Genomic DNA, 25501 nt, shown 5'->3' with positions numbered 1-25501 from the left:
ACCTAACGTGCCTCGAAGCGGGAACACCGCTACCGGCGTTACGGCGGACTCGGCCTGCTCGACCGATTCTCAATGCCACACAAACAGCCAACCGCCACCGTAGTCGTCGTCAGAACCGAGGATCTCCGCCGCACATGCAGTGGTCGGCCGCCAGGATCGCCTTGCCACGATGTGCGCCGCGGCGGCGCCGATGCTGGCGTGGCCATCCGGGGTCGAATCCAGGTCGGTGGTGGAACCGGTCGCCGGGCGTCGTCGCTTCGTAGTTACGCGTCGGACTGCACCACGCGCCGAACGATCTCGAGCAGCTCGCACATCTCTTCGTCGGTGACGAGGCTCCGCGCGCCGGACATCGCGGCGTTGTAGTACAGGCCATCGCCCATCAGCATCACCGCGCGCGCTACGTTCCGGTTCGGAATCTCCTCGCTCAGTGCGTCCATCCATCGGGCGTGGATGCCGCGCAGCGCCCCTTGGGCGCGTGCGTTCGCACCCTGGCTCAGCCGCATGGTCGCGATGATCGCGCGGTCGAGGAGGGTGTCCTCGTAGTTGGAGGTGCGCACGTAGTAGGCCGCGGGCCCCTCCGGGGCGGTGGCCATGACGGCTGCATCGGCCGCTGCGAGTTCGTCGAGATACGCGATGAGGCCTTCGACGAGCGCCTCCTTCGAGGCGAAGTGGTAGAGCAGACCGCCCTTCGAGACACCGGCGGCCGACGCCACGGCCTCGAGGGTGGCGGCGCGCTCGCCCTGCTCGATGAGGATGCGTACGAACGCATCCAGGATCTTGGAGCGGGCGGCAGGGGGAGGGGGCACGGCCCGATGATAATCGCATCGTTACTGAACCGTCCGGCTGGTACAGTAACGATGTTCCTACTCGTGCACCCGGTTGGAGTCCCTCCCCATGTCGACCACAGTCCGCGCCGTAAGCGACACGACCGCGCAGACCGCCAAGGCCGGACCTCGGGAGTGGGGCGCGCTCGCCGTCCTGATGCTCCCGGTGCTGCTGGTGTCCGTGGACAACACGGTGTTGTCTTTCGCGCTGCCGTCGATATCGGCGTCTCTCGCGCCGACCGGCGTCCAGCAGCTCTGGATCATCGACATCTATCCGCTGGTGCTGGCCGGACTCCTGGTCCCGATGGGCAGCCTCGGCGATCGGTTCGGCCGCCGGCGTCTACTCCTGATCGGTGCGACGGGCTTCGCGGCAGTCTCAGCCTTCGCCGCATACGCGCCGTCCGCCGAGATGCTGATCGCGTCCCGGGCTGTCCTGGGTGTGTTCGGTGCGATGCTCATGCCGTCGACGCTGTCGTTGCTGCGCAACGTCTTCGTCGACGCCTCACAACGTCGACTGGCGATCGCGATCTGGGCCTCGTGTTTCGCGGCCGGTGCGGCGTTGGGTCCGATCGTGGGTGGATTCCTGCTCGAGCACTACTGGTGGGGCTCGGTCTTCCTGCTCGCGGTCCTGGTGCTGATTCCCCTCTTGGTGCTGGCGCCGATCTTCGTGCCCGAGTCGCGAGATCCGCATCCCGGTCCGGTCGACTTGGTGAGCATCGCACTGTCGTTGCTCGCGCTCGCGCCGATCGTGTTCGCGATCAAGAATCTCGCGAAGGACGGGTCCCTGCTCCTCACCGTGGTGCCCGCGGTCGTCGGCGTGGTCAGTACCACACTGTTCGTCCGCCGCCAGTTGCGGCGCGAGGTCCCGATGCTCGATGTTCGCCTGTTCAAGGTGCCCGTGTTCTCGGGTGCGGTGGCGGTGAACCTGCTCAGCGTGTTCTCGCTGGTCGGTTTCCTGTTCTTCGTCTCGCAGCACCTGCAGCTAGTGAGCGGGCAGAGCCCGATGCAGGCCGGGATCAGCCTCCTGCCCGGTCTGGCAGTCATGGTGGTCGCCGGTCTCGCGGTGGTGCCGCTCGTGCGGAAGGTGCAGCCGGTGACCATCGTGGTCGTCGGATTGGTGTTGTCGGCGTTCGGCTACGCGACTGTGTACCTGTTCGCGTCGCCGGAGTCCGTCACGCCGATCCTCGCGGCGTTCGCGATCCTGGGTGCGGGCATCGGTGCAGCGGAGACGATCTCGAACGATCTGATCGTCTCCAGTGTTCCCGCAGCAAAAGCTGGTGCGGCGTCGGCGGTTTCCGAGACCGCCTACGAACTCGGCGCTGTGCTCGGGACGGCGGTCCTCGGTACGATCCTCACGGCGTCGTACCGTGCGAACCTCGTTGTGCCCGAAGGCGTCATGGCGGGTGCGGCGGACACTGCCCGCGAGACGCTCGGCGGGGCACATCAGGTGGCGGAGGGTCTCCCCGCCGCTCAAAGTGCCGCACTGCTGGATTCGGCCGGGGCGGCGTTCGACACCGGCGTCGAGATCACCTCGCTCATCGGCATGATCTTGATGGTCGCGGCGGCGGGTCTGGCGCTGCTTACCCTCGGCAACCGTCGACCGTCGCAGTCCGCGCCGTCGGTCGACGCGTAGCTTGAATCCACCGCTCCTGTGGGACACGTAAACGTTCTTCGTGCGGAACATACGGCCACTCGCATGATTCGGGTGTGCCCGAGTCTGTCCGCGGCTTCACCTGGCAGGTGATGGCCGTTCGTAGCTGGTCGGGGCGCTACGGGGCCATCGATTGGCAGGTGGCGGGGCCGCAGGCCGGGGATGTGCGCCTCCCGAGCGACTGGTGCCGGGTTTGGGCTAGGCGACGGTTCCGGCGAGGATCGCTTCGATGCCTGCGCGAAACCGCTGGTCGCGATCGTCGCCGAGGATGGTGATGGCGTCGGAGGCGCCGTCCGGTTCGGCTCGTTCGTGGCCGGGAGGCGTCTGAATGAGATTGTCCCATTCGCCGCTGGCGACCAGGCCGAGGTAGGCCTGTTCCTCGATGACGAATCCGACGGTGAAGTTGCGCAGCACGTATGCGAGGTTCCCTGCGTCGAAGGCCGGCAGGGCAATCGCTTGCAGGAGCGTGCGTAGTGTTGCGCCGAGAGCCGCCGTCGCGGCGAACGGCGAGTAGGACCCGGCGACGATGCGGCCGCCGTCTCGAAATTTCAGCATCGCGGACCGCATGCGCATGCAGCAGGTGATCACCTGTTCGGGGGTCGGTTGGTCGGTGTCGATGTCGGACAGGTCGATGGTGGCGTAGATGGCGTCGGCCATCGCGCGGCGCAGGTCGCGTTGGTCGCGGAAGTGCTTGTAGATGGCGCCGGGGGAGACGTCGGCGGCGCCGGCCAGGCGCCGCATCGTCAGGGCGTCGAGGCCGTGTTCGGCCACGTAGTCGTGGGCGATCGCCACGAGTCGGTCCCGGGTCAGTCCACGTGCAGCCACGGCTGTCGAGCCTACGGCGGAGGGTTGACCACCGCCTCGGGCACGCTCTACCGTCACCCAAGTGAACAGTGTTTACCTCCCGTCCTCGGTGGCGAAGCCCCGTGTTCCATTGGCCGTGGTGCTCGTCCTGGCGTGTGGCGCGCAGCTGATGGTGGTCCTGGACGGGCTGGTGGTGAACGTGGCTCTGCCCCAGATAGGTCTCGATCTGGGCATGTCGCCATCGCCGCTGCAGTGGGTCGTCAATGGGTATCTGGTCACCTTCGGCGGCCTGTTGCTGCTCGCCGCTCGGGCCGCCGATTTCATCGGTCATCGGCGAGTTTTCCTCGCGGGGATCGCGGTGTTCACCCTCGCGAGCCTCGCGGGCGGTCTCGCTCACGACCCGACTGTGCTGATCGCGGCGCGTCTGGCGCAGGGTATCGGTGCGGCGGCGTTGGCGCCGAGCAGCCTGAGCCTGCTCACCGCGACCCACGCCGGCAAACGCCGTGCTCGCGCGTTGGCGATCTGGAGCGCCACCTCCAGCTCGGCGGGTGCGCTCGGCCTGGTGCTGGGCGGTGTGATCACCGGGGCCCTGGGGTGGCGCTGGGTACTGCTGATCAACGTCCCGATCGGCGCGGCGCTGTGGATCGTGGCGACGGCGACCCTCGCGCCGGCGCAGGTGCGTACGAGGTGGGCTCTCGACGTGCCCGGCGCGGTGACGGTCACCCTCGGCGCCGGCGCGCTGACCTATGGCATCTCCCAAGCTGGGGCGCACGGCTGGGCGTCGGCCTACGTCGTGGTGCCCCTTGTTGCCGCGGTTGCTCTTCTCGGACTGTTCGTTCTCGTCGAGCAGCGCAGCTCGAAACCACTTGTGCCATTGTCGATTCTGCGCCGACGCAACATCGTGGTCGCGAACACCGTCATCGCGGGACTCGGTGCGATCATGACCGCCACGATGTACTTCTTGTCGCTCTACCTGCAGCAAGTTCTCGGAAGCAGCCCACTGGAGACCGGTCTCGCACTGGTACCGATGAGCATCGTGCTCACGCTCGGTGCGCTCGCCTCGAGGTCGCTGCTTGCCGCATTCGGGGTACGCCGTCTCATCGCCGCGGGAGGCCTGCTGATGGCGGCCGGCCTCGTCTGGCTCTCCGCCATCACCACGCACAGCGGCTACGTGTTGCACATTCTCGGACCCACGCTCGTGTGGGCCGCGGGGGCGAGCATCGTCATCATGCCGTGTATCGCCCTGGCCACCACCGGCATCGACGCCGAGCACGCGGGCCTCGCATCAGGACTGGCCAACACTGCACGGGGCACAGGCGGTGCGGTCGGACTCGCGGTCCTGGCGTCCACCGCCGGCGCGGTGACCGCGCACTCGAGCGCCTCGGCCTCGTTGGAGCGCCTCGTGCAGGGATACAGCGTCGCCATCATGGTCGCAGCGATCATCGCTGCTCTCGTGGCAGTGCTCGCGGCTGCCGCTCGAGTGGCGGACGCCAACAGTACCGAAACAGAGCAGGCCACCCAAGGAGACCGATAGCGCCACACATCGTCTGTGATGACTCACCTCTCGCCGACGCGCCCGGTCACCGGCGATCGCTCCCTGAACGCCGCTATCCACATCGTCGCCGTCACTCAAGCCCGAACACCGAGCAGCGACGGATACACCTACCACCAGCGAAAGATGGCCGAAGGCAAGACGTCCCGCGAGCCAATGCGCTGCCTCAAACGGCAAGTAGCGAAACGCCTCTGGCGCACTATGCGAGATGACCAACTCAAGTGGCTCACCATGCGGACGGTCGATGCTGAGTGAAGGTGCCAGCGTCACAGAATCAAACGGTAACGGTTGGCTTGTCCAGGCTTATCTCCAACCGCTCCTCACCGGAGCCACGGGCGGCCAACCTTGGACCACTACAGTGAGAACGCTCAGTGATTTCGCCCGTAGGGTCGCAGCGGAATGCTGCGTACCCATAAGGCTTTTGGATGAGGGGGAGGGATGGTTGACACACGTAAGGCGATTTTGGCAGGCGGGTGCTTCTGGGGGATGGAGGACTTGATTCGTAAGCAGCCGGGTGTGGTGTCGACCCGGGTTGGCTACACCGGTGGGAGCAACGATCGTCCCACGTATCGCAATCATCCGGGTCATGCGGAGGCTGTCGAGATTGTCTACGATCCCACGCAGACGGACTACCGAGCGCTGCTGGAATTCTTCTTCCAGATTCACGATCCAACGACCCTGAACTACCAGGGTCGCGACTTCGGATCCAGCTATCGGTCGGCGATCTTCTATCTCGACCAGGAGCAGAAGCGCGTCGCGCTGGGCACCATCGTCGATATAGAGGACTCACGTCTGTGGCCCGGCAAGGTAGTTACAGAGGTGACCCCAGCGGGCACGTTCTGGGAGGCTGAGGCCCAGCATCAGAACTACCTCCAGCACTACCCGGATGGCTATACCTGCCATTTCCCTCGGCTTCACTGGAAGTTGCCGACGAGTCGATCTACCACCTAATCAGGGTGAACTGTTCGTCAGGGACTGCCGAGTGTGAGCGGACCGCTACTTCCCTTACAGGTCCGCACCACCCCGGCCGTCACGTCCAGTTCGAACATCCTCCGAACTTGACAGACACACAGACATCTCAGTTAGTTAAGGCGCAAGCGCAGTGCGGGATAGAACCTATGGTTGACGAGGGCCGTCGTCACCGTGGGCACCTCATCAACCCGACCCTCGAGACCTCGGCGCTGCCTGAGACGATGCCCGACCCCGACGATCTCGAGGGATGCCTGTCGGTTCCGGGGGAGCGGTACCCGACGGGCCGCGGCCACTGGGCCCCGCGTGACCGGTCTCGACAGCTCGGGCGAACCGATCTCCGTCGAAGGCACCGGCTATCTCGCCCGGTGCCTGCAACACGAAACCGACCACCTCACCGGGCTCCTCTACCTCGATCGGTTGATCGGCCGTAACCACCGTGGTGCGCGCAAGATGATCAAACGCCATGGGTGTGGTCGGTGCCCGGAAACGCGTGGCTACCGGGTGCCGACCACGACCCGTTCGGTTGGTGATCGGTGGTCCACGCGGATGCACCACTCGCCGTCGGTCTCGTCAACTGCCGCCGGCGCCACACTGCCGCCCGCGACCGGCCCCCCGCGGACAAGCTTCAGACCGGAGTCACCAACGTCATGGCCTCATATTCCGAGTCCAGTTAAGGAGGTCGGCAGCCTGTATCCGAGCTGGGAGCAGGCCGTGGCACTGGCCCGCTTCCTCGACGTGCGGGGTGACCTTGCGCATCGTGACGCCCGACCTTGCCACCACGAGACGCGTCCCCTGTTCCGGCTTCCGGGCGGGGGCATCCTGTCGCGCGGTTGAAGCGGCGACAGCATCGTGTGACACGGTCAGCCGGACGAGCGAGGGATGATTGATTGAGAGTTGAAGCACAGTCGCCACGAGATACGGTGCCAGTGGCTACATTCGACGGTGCGGTGCGCGAGCACACCCCCGACTGCGCTCGGGCACCGCGTCGCGCAAGGTCACCCCATCCCCGGCGGGTGGGAACGCCTCGGCGGAGAAGGGCCGACGGTCACCGGTGCGCGGCGTTGCATCACTTCAGTTCGCGGCCGGTTCGAGGAACCGGTGGGGAGCGGCGGGGGCTTGATCCCGACGGGGTGTCGCGATTGGGCGGAGGATCGTGAGGTCGGTAAAGCTCCGGCGAGGCCGGTCACTTTCTGGCATGAATCTGGGGGTTATGGGCATGACAACGGACACCGAAGTCACGTACGAGACGAAGACGGTCCGCGCGATCCGCGGCATGGAGTCGCGGACCATCAAGAAGTGGGAAACAGATGGCTGGGAGGTTGCCTCTCAGGCGCCCGGGAAGGTGCAGACAGAGATCACGTTCCGACGCCCGAAGCCCAAGTCTCGCCCGCTCCTTTGGATCGTCGGTGGCGGCGTGTTCGTGCTTGCGCTCGCGATCATCTTTACCGTTGGGGTGATCGGCGAGAGGAACGCTGCCCCAGCAGAATCCGCGAGCCCTGTGCCGAGCGAAACAGCAGCTGCGCCGAGCGAGCAACCGTCCCCGGAATCGACAGACGCGGCACCGGCACCATCGCCGGAACCTGGCGACGTTGTCCTCACGTCTGAGAACAGTCCTGAGCTCGCGGCTCTCCTCGCGGGGACTGACTACTGCGCGCCTGACATCGCAGCGTTCGCTGCGGCTCATCGTGGTCAGACGATCGCGTTCCCGGGCAACATCGGCGCGTTGACACCCCATGGGGACGCGAAGACCAGATACGACATCCTCATCAACGCGGGCGACTACAGCGAAACGTCCGCGACCGGGCCGGCCTTCCAGTTCCGTGACGAAAACACCATGTCCGACATGCACTGGACCGGCTCGGTGCCGGACACGATCGGTGTGAGGACGAACCTGAGCGTCACGGCAGAAGTCGACCGCTATGAGGAGCGGTCGTGCCTGTTCCTCCTTGAGCCGGTTACCACCGCCGTCCGCTAGCCCTCCGCGACCCGGGGAAGCCTCCTCGGTGAAGTCGTTGACTGCGCCGTTGGCATCCTCGACCCCAGCGACGAACTCGGCAGCGGGAGTAGCCCTGCTCGGTCGCGTCGCTTCGGGCGCGGAGGTCCGCGACGAGCTTCGCAAGGGCTTCGTGGCGCTTCGCAGGTTCCCGTTCTCGACCTGCACCCATGCGCCGACTACGTGGACGAGGACGTCGTCGATCAGCAGCCAGTCGGGCCGGACGTCCACGCTGGCGAAGCTCGTCAGTTAGCCTCGGCTGGCTTAAGCGACTCGTCGGCGAACGGATGGACGAGGACACCGCGGCTGACGACGATGAGGTGCCGGGCCGCTTTGGTGACGGTGCCGGCGGAGTACCCGAGTTCACGGGCGATCGTGTTCCGGGTGAGTGAGGACACGTACGGCGTGTGGGGGACGTGTCATCTGTCCAGATCATGCACAGGTTTCCGCCACACCTCCGTTGATGGTTACCCAGGGTTCGCAGCAGCGTGGGTGGTGTGGAGACTGATCGCGCCGTTCTGGCCGCCCGCATACGCCGGGCGCACCTGTCCGTGCTCCCTTCCTTCGCCACCGGTATGCTCCCTTCCTTCGCCACCGGTGCGCTCGATGACTCGACGACCATCGCTGTGGCAGAAGCACTTGCGACCGAGAACATCACCCTCACCGTCGCGATCACCTGCCGGCGGTTCGCCGTCGGTCCGCGGCGATGGGACCCGGCCGCTACAGGGACCGTCGTGACCGTGACCGTGACCGTGACGAGCACCGACACCGAGACTGGCGCCCGCCGGCACGTGCAGCTGCGGGAGCCGGAGGCGTGGGCCCGAGCAGTTTTCGCGGAGTTCGACGACGACGCCCAGTGGATCTACCTGCTCGGCGGCATCAACCCGGACACCGGACTTCCCGAGCACGGCCGGACCGTCTACCGCCTCTACCTCGACGAGGACGCGGCCCCGATCCGGGTGCCGACGCAGACGATCGACACCCCGCGCCATTGGATCGGCGCCTTGCACTGAGTCGAGCACTGTCCTGCGCGGGGGGATTCATCACTTGGGCCGGCCATCGAGCATCTGGACGAGAATGCCGACTGGAGTTCATGGACTGAGTTGACGAGCGCATTCCTCGGCTACTTCAAGGAGGACGAGCTACGCCGACAGGTCCCGAACTAACCGTCCCTCGGTTGGTCAGAGGTTCCACAGTCGCAGCAACGCGGATCGAAGACCGGGGGAGACGATTCGGTGGTCGGTGTACAGCCGAGGGTTGTGGTGTCCGAGGTCGGCGAGTCGCGCCTCGGCTTCGGGCACCGGTAGCGGCTCCAGATCGGCTCGGGTACGCAGCAGGTATGCCACCGCGTGGGGGCTGTGTGGAATCGGGATTGGGTCGGAGTCCACGACTGTCGGCGGCTGAATCCATGTGTTGTCGGTGGTGATCTGGAGGAGGACGTCGCCCATGCTGCCGACGGTGCGGGAAGCCGGATCAGGAGCGATGGCCGGCCCGCTGGTGTTCGCCAAGACGCCGAAGAAGCTCATCCACCCGCAGGAGTGATACCGAGATCCGGATTGGATTGAACCGCGACGGCGGAGTGCTGGGCGACGTATCGTCTCCGGCCATGACCACGACTGCAGTCCCGACCATTGAGGACGTGTACGACCTGCTCGAGGAGCAGACGGCCGCGGAGCGGACAAACGTGTCCGCACAGATCGCGCTGTTCGCTGCCCTCATCGGTCTGGCCCCGGTCGCAGTCGTTTTCGGGATTCTCGGGCTGTACGAAGCTGACCGTCGACCCCACGAGACCGGCAGCTGGATTGCCTTCGCCGCCGCGATGTTGGGGTGCCTCGAACTCGTTGTCGTAATCGTCCTCGCCATTGTGATGATGCGCTGAATCCGAGCGTCGCAGGCGCACGACGGCGGGGCCGTCGTCGACGGAAGCGGAATCTGCTGGCCGCGAGGAAGTGTCGTCGGTACGTTCAGTCCGTGTGTACCTACGCGTTCGTCCACTACAAGCTGCACTACGCGTGCGTATCGTGCCGGATCAGCTTCAAGCGGCATCCCATGGAGGGCGGACACAGGTGCCCGAATTGCGACGGGCCGCTGCTGTGTGCCGGCCATGACTTCGCGGCACCTCGCCGTAGCGATCGGAAGGCATGGTCGGTCGTTGCCGTGGTCATGGGTGCCGGGCTGCGCTACGAGGGTTTCGAGCCGTGCGGGTGTGGGCGGGATCCGAAGTTCCGTCCCCGTACCCGGGCGCAGGTGCGGGCCCGACGCATCCTCGCCGCGCGGACCGGGACCCCGTTCGCGGAACTGCTCGGACAGGCCGACCCGCTCGAGACGTGCTGAATTCCAGCAGGGCTCCACAGTTCACCGCCCGAGGGCGCCGCGGTCTCTCTGGTCTCCGACGGACGAGCAGAACACAGAAGAGCCGTGCGCGGGCTACTCGCACGGCCGCGCTCCGGCTCTTCGGCGGGGTGCAAACGGTGCCTGAGCACACCCCCGATTGTGCTCGGGCAGCGCGTCGCGCAAGGTGGTCCCTGCCCGACGAGGGGACGTGTCGTCTATGCAGCTCAACCACTGATTTTCGTTGCCATGACGTCGCTGCTCGCGCCGGATGGGCGCCAGTAGCCTCGTAGGTATGGAGACTGATCGCGGCGTGCTGGCCGCCCGCATACGGCAAACGCACCGCGCCACGCTTCCCGCGTTCACTGCCCGTGCGATTCGGTCGGGGCGCGCTCGACTCTCGAACTGATCGGCGCCAGGTTCACTCTGATTCATGGCCCCGCCGACAGCGCAGTGGCGCGATCAGGTCGATGATGCTGCCCGACAAGGTGTTCCGGTCACAGGGTGCACCCTGTGACCCGTGGGACCGGCTGCGTCGCGTGTGCGGGCTCGCTGACACCGGGGCCCTGCTGGTGCGCCCGAGGGGCATATCGCCTGGCGCGCTCAGGACCCGGCGTCCAGCGGCACCCTGACGGCGGCGCTGCTTCGCTGCGAGAGTGAGCCCGCGTGATCAGCGCCCCCGGGGCCTGTTCGTCGATGTCGAGCGGTTGACGTTCATCGGCGGCATCGAGCTTCGGATCGACTCTGAGACTGGGCCTGCACTGATGACACGTCCCACCGTGCGTCTGTAGGGGCCGTTGTGATTGAACTACTACCGGACTTGTGGTGCGTGAATCCGCTGAAGCAGGGCGTGCGGCCGGGGATACTCAAGTGGAACCTCTTCGCCGGTTGGTGGAATCAGTTCGGAGGACGATCTGCTGGTGAGGGAGCGCGTGGATCTGGGGGACGCGTGGGCGGCCCTGCCGGATTGGACTTGGTCGGTGTGGAGCGTGAGGGGATCGTGGTCCGGTTCCTTGACGACGACGTGACGGCACCGAGGTTCGTCCGGTCTGACGTGGGTGGGGCCAGCCTGTAGCAGCCGGGCCGGTCCCGGTCATCTGCCTGGTCGATCGCTTCAGCCCTCGTTCTCGGCCCCCACACCCTTCTACGGTGTGGGGGCAGTCGCGCTCTGAGCTGGGGTGATGTCACGTCCGGGTGCGTCGGCTGAGCAAGATCGAGCGGGTGAGGAATCCGATGGAGGTACAGAGTAGGACAGGTGCGAGTGCGGTGGTGATGGCGAGCAGGATGACGCCGAGGGGCGGCACGGTCGCGAAGAGTACTAGCGCGAGCGGTACCAGGGCGGAGCTGGTGATTGCCCCGGCGAGGCAGACGGCAGCGATCTTCAGCGGGTCAGCGTGTCGGATGGTGGGCACGGTTGGACTGCAGCCTTTCCCGCTCTGACCTGGGCGGATGACACGTCCTGGGCCGCGCCGGTCGGGGCGGCCCGGTGCTGGCCGGGGGCGGTCTGGAGGGGCCTGCAGGGGTTGATTGGAATTGTGTTGTGGCGCAACCACTGTTGGGAATCGTCGCGAGGATGTGGGCTACCGGTTGAGGCAGGGAGCCTTCTTCTGGATCGTAACCGGGACGGTGGGTCCCAGTGATGGTCTGCGAGCTAATCGCAGCGTGAGCGATTGGCCGTGTTGTTCGGCGGCGGGTTCGCCAGTTGCTTCGAGTCCACTCGTCGCGGCGGCTGCGGTGGACGGGGTGGAAGACATGAGCATAGGTGGGCAAGCCCGGTGGTACGAGGCTTCCAACATCGAACGATTTGCGCCGCAACGTATTCGCGATTCACTGACCAGAGTCAGAAACCCGAAGCGAGAGCTAGTTCCTCGGGCGCAATGCCAGTACTGTTCCTCCGGCCATGCGCTCAGATTAGAAACCAGCGTGCTTGTGGCCGGGGGATGGGTCGTCAAATATGCGAGGTCGAGGTCGTCGACGCCCCGTCCAGGCGGACGGTAGTTGCGGCGCTGTGGCCGGCCGGACCGTGCCAACGGCGGTGGCGCGGCCCCCGTCAGAGAAGTGGAAAGGGGACGACTAGCGTTGGCCTGTCCGCGGCTGGGCGAGCAGCACGAACAGCCACTGACCGGAATCGGAGGGTGGCAGATCGCCCCGGTGCGGCCACCCGGGCACAGAGGGGGCGATCACGCTTATTCGTCACTGTGATGAAATAGCTGGGAGGTCTCGTAGGGGCGCCGAAGTGGGCGAGCCTAACTCAGGCGCGAAGGCCGGTGTACGAGATCGGCCATCGCGTACAGCGCTCGCACTCGCGGCGACGACCGAATGCTGCGGAAGGGCAAATGACGACGCCTGAACGTTACAGCGAACGATCGCGCAGCTCGTCAACCCGTTGTGAAGGGATGCCAGCGGCCTGATCGGCCACTTACCGGTCATACCAAATGCCAACTACCTGAAGAGTTGCTAACTTTCGTCACGATTCACACCCCGTAGCTTCCGACGATCTTGGAAGATGCAAACCGCTCGCGCGCGCTGTGTGGGCGGCGGCTCAAACGCGATTCCCAGCCAAATCCATCAGGTTTGCTAGATAACCCATATTATCTAGCAAACATCACCCAGCCTCCTCCGCTGTCTTCTGACGCGACGTTAAGCAAATGGACAGCCTAGTTGGCGCGGTGGTCACCATAGTTGGCAAATGGACAGCCTAGTTGGCACAACTGAGGTCGCCAGCTCGCTCAACTTGAGACCGGGGGCACCCGAGAGTCCGTGGTTCCGGGTTCCTTCTTGCGCCTTCTCTGGAGGAAGACCGCTGTGGACCCGGGTTCGGTGACGACCTCATGGGATCCGGAGTCCATGATGCCCACCCCGCTAGTTCCTCGTGCGAAAATTCTGCCTCCCCATTTGGTCACTGTGACGGAAAGCCTCACTTGGTTGCGCCCGTTTTGCGGACACTCCATTGCACAGCTTGGTCGCTTCGTCTGCGTTGATCAGGAGTTGCGGTGGCTGAGGTCGACGCCACCGATGAGCGTCCTACCCAACTTCGCCGGCCGCACCCCCGATGACCACGATGATGTCGTCGTTGCGGGTACACCAATCCGCAAACTCTTCACGGCCGACATTTCAGGTGGTAGACCGGAGTTAACTCCGCCATCGATGTGGGCTGCACATAATCCGTGTTGACCGGCGTCGGCTCACATCTGTTGTCGTCCAGATGATTCAAGACGAAGGAGGTGTTGCGGAAGGCCTGACCGTGTCACTCGACGAGTAGCTGAGTTGTCGGGACTTCGCGTTTGGTGACTGCGGGTACACCGCTCCCCTGTTGGATGAGCGGATTTCCTGAATCGAACATCGAGTTTCAGGGCTGGCACCCCGAAGCGCACCCGAGTTGGTAGCGCCCTGTCAGTTTCGCGGATTCTGCGTAGCCCTACTCGTGTCGCTGGCGTTGGCTCACTTGGTGAAGCAGTGAGAGGCCGCCAGCGGGAGCGGTCTGATCCTTGGTGGTCAGCCTGGCGTATCCCATTCCGAGTGCTGTCGCCGCAACGGCTGTCACCGCGAGCATCATCGCTACTCCGCCCACCGTCACGAAGGCCAGAATGGCGCCGACAGTGAGCGCAGCGACCGTGCCCCACACCACGCTTCGCCGCGGGACAACCACCGGCACTGCACACAGGACCGCGGGAAGCAGCAATGCCGCGATATACCCGGAACCGCCGCGGTCGATCAGGGACTCGCCGCATCTGGCCGGGTCGTAACCCGGATCGATCTCGCAACTCGTGAATTCTGACATCGGCCAGGACGCCAATGTTGTCGCGATCAACCCGAGACTGCCCACACCGAGAGCAAGAAGCAACCATACGAGCCTGATGTTCCGCATAGGAGGGGCGTGCCAGCGGACCACAATCAGTCGATGCTGACACTCCGCCGCGTCGATATCCACCCGAACTATCGCGACTTCCGGCCAGAGTCTTGACGCAAGACAGACGAGGACGATCACGGCGGCGATGACACTCAGAGCGCAGTAGGCGCCGCTTCAGGGTGTTCACCCGTCGAGACCGTGAGGGTTCACCGATGTGCACCATTACGGCGGCGACTAAAGGCCCGTTTTCGACCGCCGTGCTGCTACCGGGCTGGCAGTGTTCAGGGGATCCGGAATCCGCGTACCGCGGGATTTGCGGGACCTGCCAGATACGGTGGCGTAGTGATGCGCGAGCCCCGGGTTGGCCATGTCTGAACGGTCCATGAGCTGGCAGTCCGTAATGCATAGCAGGGCAGCGAAACTCGCCCCAGCGCTGGCGATCGTGGCAGTTGCAGGCGCCGTCCTCACCGCGTGCAGCTCGACGTCCTACCGTCCCCCGACGGCCGCGATCGCCGAGCGGGCTGACTGCCTCGCCCCGGACATCGAGAGCACGCTCTCGGCGGCGAACCTCAACAGCATCGATCCCGGCCGCCCACCTGCTGTTGGGGTCGGATACCCACCCGAACATTTCTCGCCGGTCGCCGTCATACGCTGTGAACGGGGCGAGAACGCGGCCGGCGCACTGACGATCGACAGTGTCCGACTCGAGGGCGATGTCGAGGCGGCATGGGATGCCTTCCAGGTCGACCGCTACATCAGCTACTCACTGTCCGGTGGCGCCTAAACCCTGCGCCTGCGCTCATCCCGCGCCGGCGCCGCCGACCCACATTCAACACCTACAGCGTGACCACCCATTCGAAGCGCGCGAGGTGTCGTCCATCCTGGGCAATGACCCAAAATGACTGCAGGTTAGGAATTTTTCAGGTGAAGGTAAGCAAGCTCATCATGGCGATGATCGTCGTTGCCACAATCGGGTTCCTAGTCTGGGCGCACTTCGCCGCCTACCGAATCGAGGACAAGCCCGCCGCCGCCGAGCAGCCCACTATCTCAGCCACGGCAACGACCGCCACAGCCCTGCTATCCGCCGACGCCGCGATACCACTCCGGCACGCACAATCCCCTGGTGTGGTTGGCACCAGGGCCACTCAAGGATGACGTGAAGTTCCGACGCACCGAAGAAGGGCAGCTTCCTGCCACCTGCGGGTGCTCCGGCATGCCCGAGCTCGAGTCGCGGCCAAGACCGAAGGAGGAAGCCCGTCAAGTTGTTGACACCATCCTCACCACGAGCGCCGGCCTATCGACCGTCGGAGTACAGGATTCGAAGACCGCCGTAAGAAACAGCACGCGTCCGGACACTTCTTCATATGAGAGAGAAAGCGCACCGGCCACCGCCGCGAGACAGGGAACGCTTCACCGCGCTGTGGGAAACCTACGCCGGGCGCGTGTTCGCGTACACCTGCAGGCACGTCGATCACCACACCGCCCAGGAAGTGGTGGCCGAGACGTTCCTCGTTGCATGGCGACGCCTTGCCGAGGTACCCGACCCGGGATTGCCCTGGCTGCTGGTGGTCGCCCGAAACACTATGAGCAACAACCTGCGCACCGTCCGCCGCCATGATGCGTTGGCCGCGGAACTGGCACGTATCGAGCAAATGACGGCATCCGTGCCCGGCGCGGACGTAGCAGTCACCGACCGCGTTGAAGTACTCGAAGCGCTGGCAACACTCACCCCCGCAGAGCGCGAAGCGCTACTTCTGACCGCATGGGACGGATTGAACGCCACCGAGGCGGCCCGTGTCGCAGGATGCTCAGTCCCCGCCATGCACGTCCGACTCTTCCGTGCCCGACGCCGTCTGCGCACCGGCGTATCCGCCGAACCCGTCACCCCGATCTCGCTGCCCGCCACCACCCGACCCAGGAGTGCCCGATGACCAGAAACCTGCTGACCACCCTCGAACAGATGCGGCCAGACGCTCACGCCGACGAGATTTGGCCGAAGCATATGCAGGAAGCTGAACGCGATCGCATCATGGCAACCTCTACCGGCCCCGTGGTCCCCGAGGCGCGTCGCCGGAGAGTCGGCACGATCGCTCTCATCGCGGCGATCACCACAGCGGGGGGCGTCGGCATGGCCGCTGCCGGAGGTCTGATGCCGAAGGCCTTCACCGACGCGTACTCAGGCTGGTTGACCTACCCGGACAGCAGCGGCGTCAACCCCGCCGCCGCCGAGCGGATCGCCTCCATCCCGGGTCCGCACGGCACCGTCATGAGTGTGTTCGTCGCACACGGTACCGACGGCACGAGATGCGTCGCTCCTGTATTCGAATCGGTCGCCGATACAGAGCAGGCGGGCCCGGCGAACTTCACCGGGCTCTACCACTACTGCCGCCCCGCCACCGACACCGGGCCATTCGGCCAAGGCGGAGGCGGCGAGGTGATATCGGAGTCGGGCGTATTCGCCTACGACGCCGCAGCGGGCAACGCCGTGCGAGCCGAACTCCACACCGATGCGGGCGAAGTGTTTCCCACCGTACTGGTGGAAGGTCGTTTCTTCGGTTGGTTCCCGCTGCCGGACGGAGCACCCATAGCGACCCTCGTCGGATACGACGCGAACGGGAACGTCATCAGTCGAACCAGGTGACCTCACCAAACACGCCTACAGGGTCGGGTGACCAGTCGGGGGCCTTCTTAGTCAGCGACCAGCCCGGGTCCGACGGCGGGCGGGCCTGATGCTGATCGCCGGTGACTGAACAGTTGCTACCTACGCTGACCACGACTACGTGGGGAGGTCATCCGGGCCTGACTGATCCGACACCAGGGAACGGAGTGAATGTAGTCAACTGAATCCAGTCGGGATTGGCCCAGAACAATTGCCAACTTGGATGACCGCGACCACACCGTGTCGCCGTCGCTTTAGTTGTCACACCGCAGGTCAGAGCGCCGGAAATTGCCAACTACGATGACGATTCACAGCACCGCACCTAGCGCGTCGTCGTCGAACTCGGCGGCGAAGACTGCCCGCGCCCACGCCTCCGGCTCGGCCAGCTGCACAGGCCGGCGGGCACCCGACCTCGTGTCCGTGCTCGCGACCGTCACCGTCACGAAGGTTCCGGAGACAACTGGATCCCATTGCCGCGGTTTGACATCGAACTGCCGGTGGATGATCGTGACTGCGAGAGCGACGTTGTCCGTCGTGAGCCATTCGGCCGTTACGGTGCTCGTCGAGTTCGCGTACGCGCCATCGAGGAACGATGGGAACATGTGCCCGTGATCTTGGCGTATGCGAGCAGCCAGGACAGCACGATCGGTCACCACAGCGCCGAGGCTACGTGCGACCACTGTCAGTGCTGGTCCGGCAGGTCGACCTCGTCAGGGGTCTTGTCGGACGCAAGCCCTTCCAGTTGGGGTGCCGCAGGCGCCACAGGGCAGAATTGGAGGCGTGCAACGCGACAGCAAGGTCCTTGTCTCCTTCGCGGGCGGGATCGGTCACCTCAATCCGATTCTTCCGATCGCGCGTGAAATCCGAACTGCCGGGCACAGGGTCGGGTTGTGTGGTCGGGCGACCATCATCGACGGGGTCCTCGGATTCGACGCCTACTTTCCGGTAGGAACCCCTGTGTCGGCGCCAACAGGAGAGTCGACCGGCAGACTCGTCAGACCTGATCTCGACCACGAGTTCTCGGTGATCGGCACGTACTTTGCGGGTACTCTCGCCGCCCGCCGCTTCGGTCACGTTCGCGCGATCATCGATCGTTGGGCACCGGAGCTGGTGATCTGCGACGAGATGGACTTCGGAGCAATGCTCGCGGCTGAACAGGCCCAGGTCCCCCGGGTGGTCGTCAACGTTGCCGCTTCCGGTGCCATGACCCGCATTGACCGCATCCGAGAGCCGTTGGCGCGGCTTCGGGTGTTGCACGGGCTACGAGAGGACCCCGCGTGCACCGAACTGGCGAGGGATCTCGTCGTCTCACCTTTTCCTCGTTCGTTCCGGCACCCGGACTTCCCGCTCCCTTCGACCGCGGTATCCATCCGTTCCGAAACCGGGCCCGACACCGGCCGACACGCTGCCGTCGACTGGTTTTCTACTGGTGACGAGTCGCGGCGGGTGTATCTGACGCTGGGAACTGTCTTCAACACCGAGTCCGGTGACTTGTTCACGCGCGTCCTCGAGGGACTGCGCGACCTGCCGGTCCGGGTCCTTGCGACCGTTGGCAGCAACATCGATCCCGCATCCATCCCCGTCACCGCGGCCGACAACATCCGGATCGAACGGTACGTGCCGCAAGCGGCAGTGCTGCGGCACTGCGACGTTGTCGTCAATCACGCAGGGTCGGGCAGTGTCATGGGCGCGTTGGCCCACGGTGTGCCCGTGATCGCTCTGCCCATGGGCGCCGACCAGGAACTCAATGCCGAGCGGCTGACGGCCCTCGATGCCGGAATCGCCCTGGATACGATCGCAGCGTCGTCCGACGAGATCCGCGACGCCGTACTCACCGTCTTGGACTCGGAGTCTCTGAGGGCCGGAGCTCAGCGTGTGCGCGACGAGATCGCAGCAATGCCCTGCCCTGAATCGATAACCACCGAGCTGAAGAACCTCGTTGTGGGTGGTTGCTGCGCCTACTGACTTGGTAGGCACAGGGACCGGATGAAGGAACAGCCCGATCGTGTCGGGCTGTTCCTTTCACCTACGAATATCGATCACGCGGCGCTCGTCGCCCATACCTGTGGATGCAGGGCCGTGTCGGCATGACTCCCCACGCAGTGGCGCGTCTACGGCGCACGCTGATACGCGACGGTCACCACAGTGTCGAGGCAACGGGCGAGGTCTGTCAGTGCCGGCCGGGCGTCACCGGAGCAAGAACTCGAGGGCGATGCGCTCGAACGCCTCCTTGGCCTCCACCATCACCCAATGGCCGCAGTTCGGGAAGACGTGAAGCTCTGCATTTTGAACCAATCGGAGCGGGACAAGCGGCATGTCGGGTGGGCACTGCCGGTCATCGAGTCCCCAGGTGAACAATGTCGGGCACTGGACCTTACGCATCATCGACCAGTACGGCGGGGCGTCGGAGGTGTCGAGCGCCCGCTGCTGAGTCGCGGCAGCTTCGGAGCCATACATCGCGGAAAGCGTCTTGTGGGACGCAGGATCTTTCGCTGTCTCCCAACGCTCTTCGATACGTTCCTCCGTGACCACTGCCGGGTCGTACACCATGCAGTTGAGCCACCGCACCAGCTTCTCGCGACTGGGGTCATCAGCGAAGTCCCGCAGCAGGCGTGTGCCCTCACTCGGGGCCTGGCTGAAGATGTTCGGCCCGACTCCACCGATCGTGATCAGCTTCTCGACACGGCCGGGATGCCGCATCGCCACCTGCGCACCGACCACCCCGCCCATCGAATTGCCAATGATCGCAGCGGATTCGATTGCGAGGGCGTCCATGAACCGCGTCACCGACGCGGTCGCGGTAAGGATCGGATGCCCATTCACCGGGTCACTGACACCGAACCCTGGAAACTCGAGCACGTAGCAGTGGAAGTGTTGGGCGAACACGGCCAAGTTTTCTCGGTAGTTCCGCCATCCGCTCACGCCGATCCCCGAGCCGTGCAACAGCAACAAGGGAGGCCCGTCTCCAGCCTCGTGATACCGCAGTATCCCCTTGCTGGTGGTGACCTCCCTCATGCTCCCTTCGTAGGTAATTTCCTCTGCTGGGGATTCGATCGACATGGACATATTGCTTCTCCCTTCTGTGGCGACGGCGAGTCGTCGTGGCGCACCCAAGCCCCCGTGGCGCGGTCATCCTCTGACGTCGCCTTCCATCGAGCGACACCGAGAGTAGCAACTAGTTGTTAACAATGAGGCTATTTACATATGAGCCAACATGGGCACTGGCCTACTGTCGGCGCCGCGTAGCCGAGAGTTCATGCTTCGGGCCAGGTCGGCCGTATCGAGGCCGCCGAGGGTAGCGCCTGGAACATTCTGTCTGCGCGGCGAGCGAGCTGGCGTGAGCCCGCGGAAGGCAATATCCTGATATATCGAAGTATGCGTAGATAGAGGAGAAGTGCTCGGTGGCGGAAGATGCTGGCAACAACTCGCTATCCGAGGTGCTCGACGACCGCCTCGGCACACACATCCGGCGAATCGCACGGCTGATCCTCGACGCGAAGGCAGCGGCGCTGCGTCCACTCGATCTCACCGTGCCGCAGTACGCGACCCTCCTGTCGGTCAGACACCTCGAGCCAACCTCTGCAGCGCAGCTCGCACGAAATGGGATGGGCACCCCACAAGCGACCGCCACGATGTTGTCCACTCTTGAGAGCAAGGGCCTCATCAGTCGTCGACCGTCCCCGATGCACCAGAAGCTTGTAGAGGTGCGGCTGACCACGCTCGGAGCGAAGGCCATCGAGGAGGCCGACGATCTCGCTGCAAGCATCGAAGCCAAGCTGCGCGCCGCCATCGGCGAAGACTTGTTCGACGGCGTCCTCAGGGTCGAACAGATCGCGGAGGACCTACTGCAGTAGCTCCTCGCCATCGGCCCCTCAGCGCGTGCTATCGAATGGATATTGCTACGGTGCAACACCTCACGGAAGCAGGTGCTCATCGTCCTGCTCGCCGACGGCGCGGTCTGCCCGTGCGGCTCGCCGACGGCGTCGACCTTGCCGAGTCGACCGTCAGCCACCACTTCGGTCAACTCCGCAAGGCTGGGATGGTGAAATCCGAAAGCGCGGCGTGATCGTCTTCCACCGCGATCACGCCGCCACCCTCCGTCTCGTCCTGAATCCGAACTGCTGCAGGTAGTTCCGGGGGGCCGTCCCATCGCAGTTGGCGACTTGGTCAGGCGCTTGGAGTGTCCAGCCAGCCTTCGCCGCCGGATGGCTCAGTGACGTCGGCTGCAGCGCCGCCGTCACACCCCTCGCACTTCTGCTCCTCGCCGTCGCACCACCGCTTGGAGTCGTCCTGCTTGCGACTACCGCCGCACTCGCGCCGATCCTGTTCATCACCTCCATCGGATTCCTCATCCGATGGGCCCGGCCGGCCTCGGCACCCGGGAACTGAGTGAGTACGGCCAAACCTCATCCAGCCGGGATAGGGGAGAACAATTGCCAACTTCGATGACCACGAACACACCCTGCCGTCGCCACGCTTGTTGTCACACTGCAGGTCAGAGCTCCGGAATATGACAAACGCGATGGCGATTCACAGCGACGACGGAAGCGAGAGGTGTGAATCGCCAACGTTGTTGGCCAATCGTCAGGATAGTTGGCCACTTCGCCAACAGTGTTGGCCATTGTTCAAGATGGTTGGCCCGTCGGTAGACCAATCAGCGAGAGTGCAACTGTGTCTCCAGCCGCGGGTCCGCGTGGATCGCGGCGAGTCGCGCGAAGTCCCTGGAGACCACGAGGGTGTCTTCCTCGTCGACGCCCGTGGCGGCACACCACGAACGATCCTCGGGCCACCAGAAGTTGGGTGTTCGAGAGACGAACGTGTGCTCGTCGATTTCTCGGGTCGTGGAGAGCACCAAGTATTCCCAGCCTGCCGTGTCGCCGACCCGCGCGGCTCCCCTGATCTCCACGTCCACGAATGTCCCCCACCCGCCCCACAACAGACCCATATGTGCATCGTACAAGTGCTCATAGACGACGTCGATCCATTCGGGAGGAATCGAGCCGGCATCCGGTCGCATGTCGAACACGCCGGCGACGGTCTCGTCGGGCCCATCCAGACGCCCCACGTCGTAGAAGCTCATTCCAGGCTTCAACCGTGTGCCACGGGCGTCAGCGATCTGAGTCCACGACACCGGTGTCGGATCACGGTCGGGGCCGCACCACTGGTAGGCCGGATGCATGATCTGCAGGACATGCCGATACCGGTCCGCCAACCAGCCACCCACAGGCGTGTCGTAGGGATACGGATACGGCGCCAACCACGACGCCGCACTGGTGTCGGAACTGCCGATCCATCCGAATTACCTGGTCACCCACTGATTATGCGGCCTGCGCCGATCGCCCCCAATTCGACGGCGAACATCCCGAGCAGCGCCGCGAATCCGAGTGCCAGCAGTCTGCCCGCCGTTCCAGATGGGGGCGAGAGGCGAACGTCAGCGCGTCAGGGACGTTGTTCTCGGCCGCGGGGCGTGACAGTCGCGCTGGGTGTGGTGTAGCTTTGCTGTCTTCGTCTCCAAGCGGAGTACGAGCGAACTGCGCACACCCACCACTGTCTCCGTTAACCGATTCGGTCGGATCTCTTTGTCCCACAGCCACCGCCGTGCCGATCCGCGAACCCGAAATAGGACGTCGTCCGCGACGAGTTAGCGAGCGCGGAAGTACGATCCTCAAGGAGTCAGCGCCAACCTGAGAATAAGCTGCCGGGCACCTGCCCCGATCGTGGTGAGCAATTCAGCGACCTCCTCGACCTCAATGGCCGGGGTCAGTAGCACGCCCGCCGCTACCAGCACGGCCAGGCTGGCGATCACGCTGGCTTGGTCTACCCCACCATCTAACGGGGTGATCTTCACCTGGGTCTGCAGAGACCCGGCAACCTGAACCTCACCGCCGGGGACGGGACTTGGCGAGTTGATCCGTGTCGTACCGGTATAGCTGACTGAGCCGTCGGCTGCATTGAACGAAACTGAATGGAAGGTGGCGCCATCACCGATAGAGCCGCCCAGTATCAACCCGCCATCGGGCGAAACGGTCAATGACACACGCATGAACAAGTCGGCGACTGCAGCGCTCGATTCCAGCTTTAGACGGCCGCACAGATTATCAAGGGCAGCGCCCCCGATTGCGCGTGCGCTACCAGACTTCACCGCTGCATCAACAGCTCCTATGTCGGGAACTAGGGCGTGTCTCCTAAATCCGGGCGGTGGGATCGGCGACACTGTTCCGTGTGTCGCGCACCGAATACCTGACTGATGAACAGTGGGCGTTGATCGAGCCGTTGCTTCCCACGTCCGACGGATGTCGGGGCCGCCCGTTCCGGGACAACCGTCGGGTCGTGGAGGGCATCGTCTACCGCTACCGGTCCGGAGTTGCGTGGCGGGACGTTCCCGCGGATTTCGGTCCGTGGCAGACGATCTGGAAGCGGCACCGCCGCTACGCCGGGGACGGCACCTGGGACAAGATCCTCGCTTCCCTGCTGGCGCATGCGGATGCGAACGGGCTGGTCGACTGGACAGTGTCGGTGGACTCGACGATCTGCCGAGCCCACCAACACGGCACCAACCTCACCCGCGACACAGGGGGATCTGTCGAATTACAGGAACCTCCGGAACGAGCCGGCTGACCACGCCCTCGGTCGCTCCCGTGGCGGGCTCGGCACGAAGATCCACCAGCTCGCCGACGGACACGGCCGGCCACTCGTCCTGCTGATCGGGCCAGGTCAGGCCGGTGACTCGCCAATGTTCCCCATCCTGATGGGCGCGTTGTCGGTGCCCCGGTTCGGCCGTGGAAGACCCCGAACCCGCCCGGACGCGGTGCTCGGCGACAAGGCCTACTCGTCGAAAGCGATTCGCGCCCACCTGCGAGCGAGAGGCATCGAAGCGATCATCGCCGAACCGGACGACCAGAAACGTCACCGCCTCCGGCGGGGCAGCCGCGGAGGCCGCCCGGTCGGGTTCGACACCGAGAAATACAAGGGCCGCAACGTCGTCGAACGATCCTTCGCCACCCTCAAACAGTGGCGCGGGCTCGCCACCCGCTACGACAAACTCGCACTCACCTACCGGGCCGGCGTGGTCCTCTCAGCGGTCTGTATCTGGCTGAGGTCCCTCACGAAATAGGAGACACGCTCTAGCTCACAGGTCACCGGGAACGATGCCCCCCACTGAACTCTGATCGGCCCCGAGACGCTGACTTCGACTGTGAATCCGGGAAGCTCGTAGACGACGCTGATGAACTTGACCGAGTAGGTGAGCGCCGGAAACCCTGAAGCTGATGCCGGCAACTCCACAACGGACAGATCCGCTGACGACAACACAATTCCAGTGGGCCCATCCGGGATATGCTGAACGTCGGCGATTTCGACCAACCGATTCCAAGTGTCACCGCCGACATCAACCACGCCGTCGACCGATAGCCCCTGCTGCACGGATTGAAAGTATTCAATCGCGGCGATCAGTTCCGGGCTTGCCTCCTGCTCGCATATCGGCGGTAACGAGTCCAAAGATGTTCCGCCGGAGGGTAATCCGGCGGAATCAAGAAGTTCAGCAACCCGCTGCTGATCCATTGCGATATTGGACGCATTGCGGCCGACGGCGCCCGAAAGAGCCCAACTCGTCACTTCGCCCCCTCCGCCCAGACGGCTAGATCAATCCTCTGATGCACAGTTGCGGGCTTGCCTCACTTGGCTTCTAGTTGATGCTACCGGCGAATAGAGCTGCGGTGCAACTGAACTGCGCTCAGGTTTAACTCGCTCTTGCCGAACCATGAGCAGGGGGTGGTCAGCTAGTGAGGAAGTCCTGAATCGAGGTCCCCGTCGGCACCATGATGATGTCGCGGTCGACTAGGGTCGCGATGCCCGCCACGCCGGGTTGCACGGCGTGCTGCCAGACGGCCCAGTTGCTCCACCCCGGCGGGAGTACCGGCGACCCCGATTTCGTGTCGTACCCACCGTCTGTGCGTTTCTTGCCGTAGTTGGCGATCCACAGCTTGTAGCTCTGATCGAATTGCGCTGTGCCGCCCATTTGGTGGCGCCAGAAGCTGGGGAACGTGTAGATGATCGGCTCTCGTCCCAAGCTTTGCGCGACGTTGGACAGGAAGAATTGTAGCGACGCCGCGGCGGCTGCGGGCGGGACGCCGGAATCCTCGACGTCGACCATGGGCGGCAGTTCGCCGATGCCGCCTGCCGCATTGAGGGTGCCGACGAAATTGTTGGCTTGGTCCAACGCGGCATCAGGCGTGGCCCGTGGCCGGAAGAAATGGTAGGCCCCGCGGGGAAGTCGACCACTGCTTGCTGACCAGTTTGCGTTGAACCTGTTGTCGACGAGGTTGTCGCCTTCGGTAGCTTTGATATAGGCGAATTGCACACCGCCGTGATTCACGGCGTTATCCCAGTTGATTTTTCCCTGTGCGTAGGACACGTCGACGCCATCGAAGATCTCGTAGTCCTGGGTCACCGGTCCGGTCGTCATGACGGTGGTCTGCCCGTCGGCGCTCGACCAGAAGATGGACCCTCGTTCGAAATCGCTGACCCGCCCCACCACTGTCGATCCGACGACGTCGTCGTATTCATCGGAAATGGGGTACCCAAGGCTCCCCAACGGGCCTTGCTGCGCCTGATAGGTCACCAAGATGGCGCCATGCACCTCAGAAGGTGCGGTGTTTGGGCTGTCGTACAGGGCAACGTTGACGCCACCTGCCGTTGTCCAGGTGAACCACGTACCAAAACCGTCCCCGGTCGGGACCTCGACGAAGGGCAGGTCGATCTCTGGACCCCATCCGCTCGCCACGAGTTCGTTGTAGCGCTGCTCCAGCCTGGTCATGTTGCCCTCACCTTCTTAGTGGCTGACCGTAGCCCCAGGGACTGACCCGG

General features: G+C 64.5%; 26 protein-coding genes and 2 pseudogenes. 16 read left to right on the top strand and 12 right to left on the bottom strand.

Going from position 1 to position 25501, the window contains the following annotated elements; translation table 11 throughout:
- Positions 1-263: 263 nt before the first annotated feature.
- Positions 264-806 (bottom strand): TetR/AcrR family transcriptional regulator, encoded by a 543-nt coding sequence (locus tag ABTV10_RS25710; protein WP_499035710.1) that lies wholly within the window; start codon positions 804-806, stop codon positions 264-266.
- An 88-nt stretch (positions 807-894) separates the two neighbouring features.
- Here ABTV10_RS25710 and ABTV10_RS25705 point away from each other — a divergent pair, with 88 nt between their 5' ends.
- The gene (locus ABTV10_RS25705; RefSeq protein ID WP_499035709.1) at positions 895-2457 is read left to right on the top strand and encodes an MFS transporter; all 1563 of its coding nucleotides are present in this window, start codon (positions 895-897) and stop codon (positions 2455-2457) included.
- 216 nt (positions 2458-2673) lie between these two features.
- Here the strand turns inward: ABTV10_RS25705 and ABTV10_RS25700 are convergent, their stop codons facing one another.
- The gene (locus tag ABTV10_RS25700) at positions 2674-3300 is read right to left on the bottom strand and encodes a TetR/AcrR family transcriptional regulator (protein ID WP_499035708.1); all 627 of its coding nucleotides are present in this window, start codon (positions 3298-3300) and stop codon (positions 2674-2676) included.
- Positions 3301-3361: 61 nt separating this feature from the next.
- Between ABTV10_RS25700 and ABTV10_RS25695 the strand changes: the two genes are divergently transcribed.
- The 4 genes and pseudogenes from ABTV10_RS25695 (at position 3362) to ABTV10_RS25680 (ending at position 7778) form a co-directional block, all read left to right on the top strand.
- On the top strand, positions 3362-4813 hold the full coding sequence (locus tag ABTV10_RS25695; protein ID WP_499035707.1) for a DHA2 family efflux MFS transporter permease subunit: 1452 nt from the start codon (positions 3362-3364) through the stop codon (positions 4811-4813).
- A gap of 456 nt (positions 4814-5269) precedes the next feature.
- The gene (gene msrA / locus ABTV10_RS25690) at positions 5270-5782 is read left to right on the top strand and encodes a peptide-methionine (S)-S-oxide reductase MsrA (RefSeq protein ID WP_499035706.1); all 513 of its coding nucleotides are present in this window, start codon (positions 5270-5272) and stop codon (positions 5780-5782) included.
- Positions 5783-5787: 5 nt separating this feature from the next.
- A pseudogene (locus ABTV10_RS25685) lies at positions 5788-6333 on the top strand (peptide deformylase).
- A gap of 686 nt (positions 6334-7019) precedes the next feature.
- Positions 7020-7778 (top strand): DUF4839 domain-containing protein, encoded by a 759-nt coding sequence (locus ABTV10_RS25680; RefSeq protein ID WP_499035705.1) that lies wholly within the window; start codon positions 7020-7022, stop codon positions 7776-7778.
- Positions 7779-8041: 263 nt separating this feature from the next.
- Here the strand turns inward: ABTV10_RS25680 and ABTV10_RS25675 are convergent, their stop codons facing one another.
- On the bottom strand, positions 8042-8194 hold the full coding sequence (locus ABTV10_RS25675) for a hypothetical protein (RefSeq protein ID WP_499035704.1): 153 nt from the start codon (positions 8192-8194) through the stop codon (positions 8042-8044).
- 99 nt (positions 8195-8293) lie between these two features.
- Here ABTV10_RS25675 and ABTV10_RS25670 point away from each other — a divergent pair, with 99 nt between their 5' ends.
- On the top strand, positions 8294-8809 hold the full coding sequence (locus tag ABTV10_RS25670; RefSeq protein ID WP_499035703.1) for a hypothetical protein: 516 nt from the start codon (positions 8294-8296) through the stop codon (positions 8807-8809).
- Between the two features lie 168 nt (positions 8810-8977).
- Here ABTV10_RS25670 and ABTV10_RS25665 read toward each other — a convergent pair.
- A pseudogene (locus tag ABTV10_RS25665) lies at positions 8978-9244 on the bottom strand (hypothetical protein); the annotation flags it as partial.
- A 158-nt stretch (positions 9245-9402) separates the two neighbouring features.
- Here ABTV10_RS25665 and ABTV10_RS25660 point away from each other — a divergent pair.
- Positions 9403-9675, top strand: a complete 273-nt coding sequence (locus ABTV10_RS25660) for a hypothetical protein (RefSeq protein ID WP_499035702.1) — start codon at positions 9403-9405, stop codon at positions 9673-9675.
- A 92-nt stretch (positions 9676-9767) separates the two neighbouring features.
- Positions 9768-10130 (top strand): hypothetical protein, encoded by a 363-nt coding sequence (locus ABTV10_RS25655; protein WP_499035700.1) that lies wholly within the window; start codon positions 9768-9770, stop codon positions 10128-10130.
- Between the two features lie 1181 nt (positions 10131-11311).
- On the opposite strand, the gene ABTV10_RS25650 is transcribed toward ABTV10_RS25655, so the two are convergent.
- Complete coding sequence (locus ABTV10_RS25650) at positions 11312-11539, bottom strand: hypothetical protein (protein ID WP_499035699.1); 228 nt, start codon at positions 11537-11539, stop codon at positions 11312-11314.
- Between the two features lie 2006 nt (positions 11540-13545).
- Positions 13546-14058 carry a hypothetical protein gene (locus tag ABTV10_RS25645; RefSeq protein ID WP_499035698.1) on the bottom strand — a complete coding sequence of 171 codons (513 nt, stop codon included), beginning with the start codon at positions 14056-14058 and terminating at the stop codon, positions 13546-13548.
- A 361-nt stretch (positions 14059-14419) separates the two neighbouring features.
- Between ABTV10_RS25645 and ABTV10_RS25640 the strand changes: the two genes are divergently transcribed.
- The 4 genes from ABTV10_RS25640 (at position 14420) to ABTV10_RS25625 (ending at position 16618) form a co-directional block, all read left to right on the top strand.
- The gene (locus tag ABTV10_RS25640; RefSeq protein ID WP_499035697.1) at positions 14420-14761 is read left to right on the top strand and encodes a hypothetical protein; all 342 of its coding nucleotides are present in this window, start codon (positions 14420-14422) and stop codon (positions 14759-14761) included.
- A 140-nt stretch (positions 14762-14901) separates the two neighbouring features.
- A complete protein-coding gene (locus ABTV10_RS25635; RefSeq protein ID WP_499035696.1) occupies positions 14902-15132 on the top strand; it encodes a hypothetical protein in 231 nt (76 codons plus the stop codon).
- A 209-nt stretch (positions 15133-15341) separates the two neighbouring features.
- A complete protein-coding gene (locus tag ABTV10_RS25630) occupies positions 15342-15908 on the top strand; it encodes an RNA polymerase sigma factor (RefSeq protein ID WP_433604918.1) in 567 nt (188 codons plus the stop codon).
- The gene (locus ABTV10_RS25625) at positions 15905-16618 is read left to right on the top strand and encodes a hypothetical protein (RefSeq protein ID WP_499035695.1); all 714 of its coding nucleotides are present in this window, start codon (positions 15905-15907) and stop codon (positions 16616-16618) included. The genes ABTV10_RS25630 and ABTV10_RS25625 overlap by 4 nt, the downstream gene beginning before the upstream one ends.
- Positions 16619-16944: 326 nt before the next feature.
- On the opposite strand, the gene ABTV10_RS25620 is transcribed toward ABTV10_RS25625, so the two are convergent.
- On the bottom strand, positions 16945-17238 hold the full coding sequence (locus ABTV10_RS25620; protein WP_499035694.1) for a hypothetical protein: 294 nt from the start codon (positions 17236-17238) through the stop codon (positions 16945-16947).
- Positions 17239-17416: 178 nt separating this feature from the next.
- Between ABTV10_RS25620 and ABTV10_RS25615 the strand changes: the two genes are divergently transcribed.
- Positions 17417-18601, top strand: a complete 1185-nt coding sequence (locus tag ABTV10_RS25615) for a glycosyltransferase (RefSeq protein WP_499035693.1) — start codon at positions 17417-17419, stop codon at positions 18599-18601.
- A 222-nt stretch (positions 18602-18823) separates the two neighbouring features.
- Here the strand turns inward: ABTV10_RS25615 and ABTV10_RS25610 are convergent, their stop codons facing one another.
- Complete coding sequence (locus ABTV10_RS25610) at positions 18824-19702, bottom strand: alpha/beta fold hydrolase (RefSeq protein WP_499035692.1); 879 nt, start codon at positions 19700-19702, stop codon at positions 18824-18826.
- A gap of 335 nt (positions 19703-20037) precedes the next feature.
- On the opposite strand from ABTV10_RS25610, the gene ABTV10_RS25605 reads away from it, so the two are divergent.
- Positions 20038-20490 (top strand): MarR family winged helix-turn-helix transcriptional regulator, encoded by a 453-nt coding sequence (locus ABTV10_RS25605; protein WP_499035691.1) that lies wholly within the window; start codon positions 20038-20040, stop codon positions 20488-20490.
- A gap of 35 nt (positions 20491-20525) precedes the next feature.
- Positions 20526-20702 carry a helix-turn-helix domain-containing protein gene (locus tag ABTV10_RS25600; protein ID WP_499035690.1) on the top strand — a complete coding sequence of 59 codons (177 nt, stop codon included), beginning with the start codon at positions 20526-20528 and terminating at the stop codon, positions 20700-20702.
- Between the two features lie 588 nt (positions 20703-21290).
- Here the strand turns inward: ABTV10_RS25600 and ABTV10_RS25595 are convergent.
- On the bottom strand, positions 21291-21860 hold the full coding sequence (locus tag ABTV10_RS25595; protein ID WP_499035689.1) for a hypothetical protein: 570 nt from the start codon (positions 21858-21860) through the stop codon (positions 21291-21293).
- A gap of 441 nt (positions 21861-22301) precedes the next feature.
- The gene (locus tag ABTV10_RS25590; RefSeq protein WP_499035688.1) at positions 22302-22685 is read right to left on the bottom strand and encodes a hypothetical protein; all 384 of its coding nucleotides are present in this window, start codon (positions 22683-22685) and stop codon (positions 22302-22304) included.
- A 173-nt stretch (positions 22686-22858) separates the two neighbouring features.
- Here ABTV10_RS25590 and ABTV10_RS25585 point away from each other — a divergent pair.
- Positions 22859-23750, top strand: a protein-coding gene (locus tag ABTV10_RS25585; protein WP_499035397.1) for an IS5 family transposase whose coding sequence is annotated in 2 segments (ribosomal slippage) — positions 22859-23218 and positions 23220-23750 — 891 coding nt in all. Because the reading frame shifts where the segments join, the coding sequence is not laid out codon by codon here.
- On the opposite strand, the gene ABTV10_RS25580 is transcribed toward ABTV10_RS25585, so the two are convergent.
- Positions 23690-24196, bottom strand: coding sequence for a hypothetical protein (locus tag ABTV10_RS25580; protein ID WP_499035687.1), 507 nt, complete (start codon positions 24194-24196; stop codon positions 23690-23692). The two genes, ABTV10_RS25585 and ABTV10_RS25580, sit on opposite strands and share 61 nt — an antisense overlap.
- Positions 24197-24410: 214 nt before the next feature.
- Positions 24411-25451 (bottom strand): GH25 family lysozyme, encoded by a 1041-nt coding sequence (locus tag ABTV10_RS25575; RefSeq protein WP_499035686.1) that lies wholly within the window; start codon positions 25449-25451, stop codon positions 24411-24413.
- Between the last annotated feature and the right edge of the window lie 50 nt (positions 25452-25501).

Origin of the sequence: Paraburkholderia sp. RHO2, from assembly GCF_050955445.1 — a bacterium.
Classification (GTDB): domain Bacteria; phylum Actinomycetota; class Actinomycetes; order Mycobacteriales; family Mycobacteriaceae; genus Prescottella; species Prescottella agglutinans_A.
This window is presented reverse-complemented; position numbering and strand designations above follow the sequence as displayed.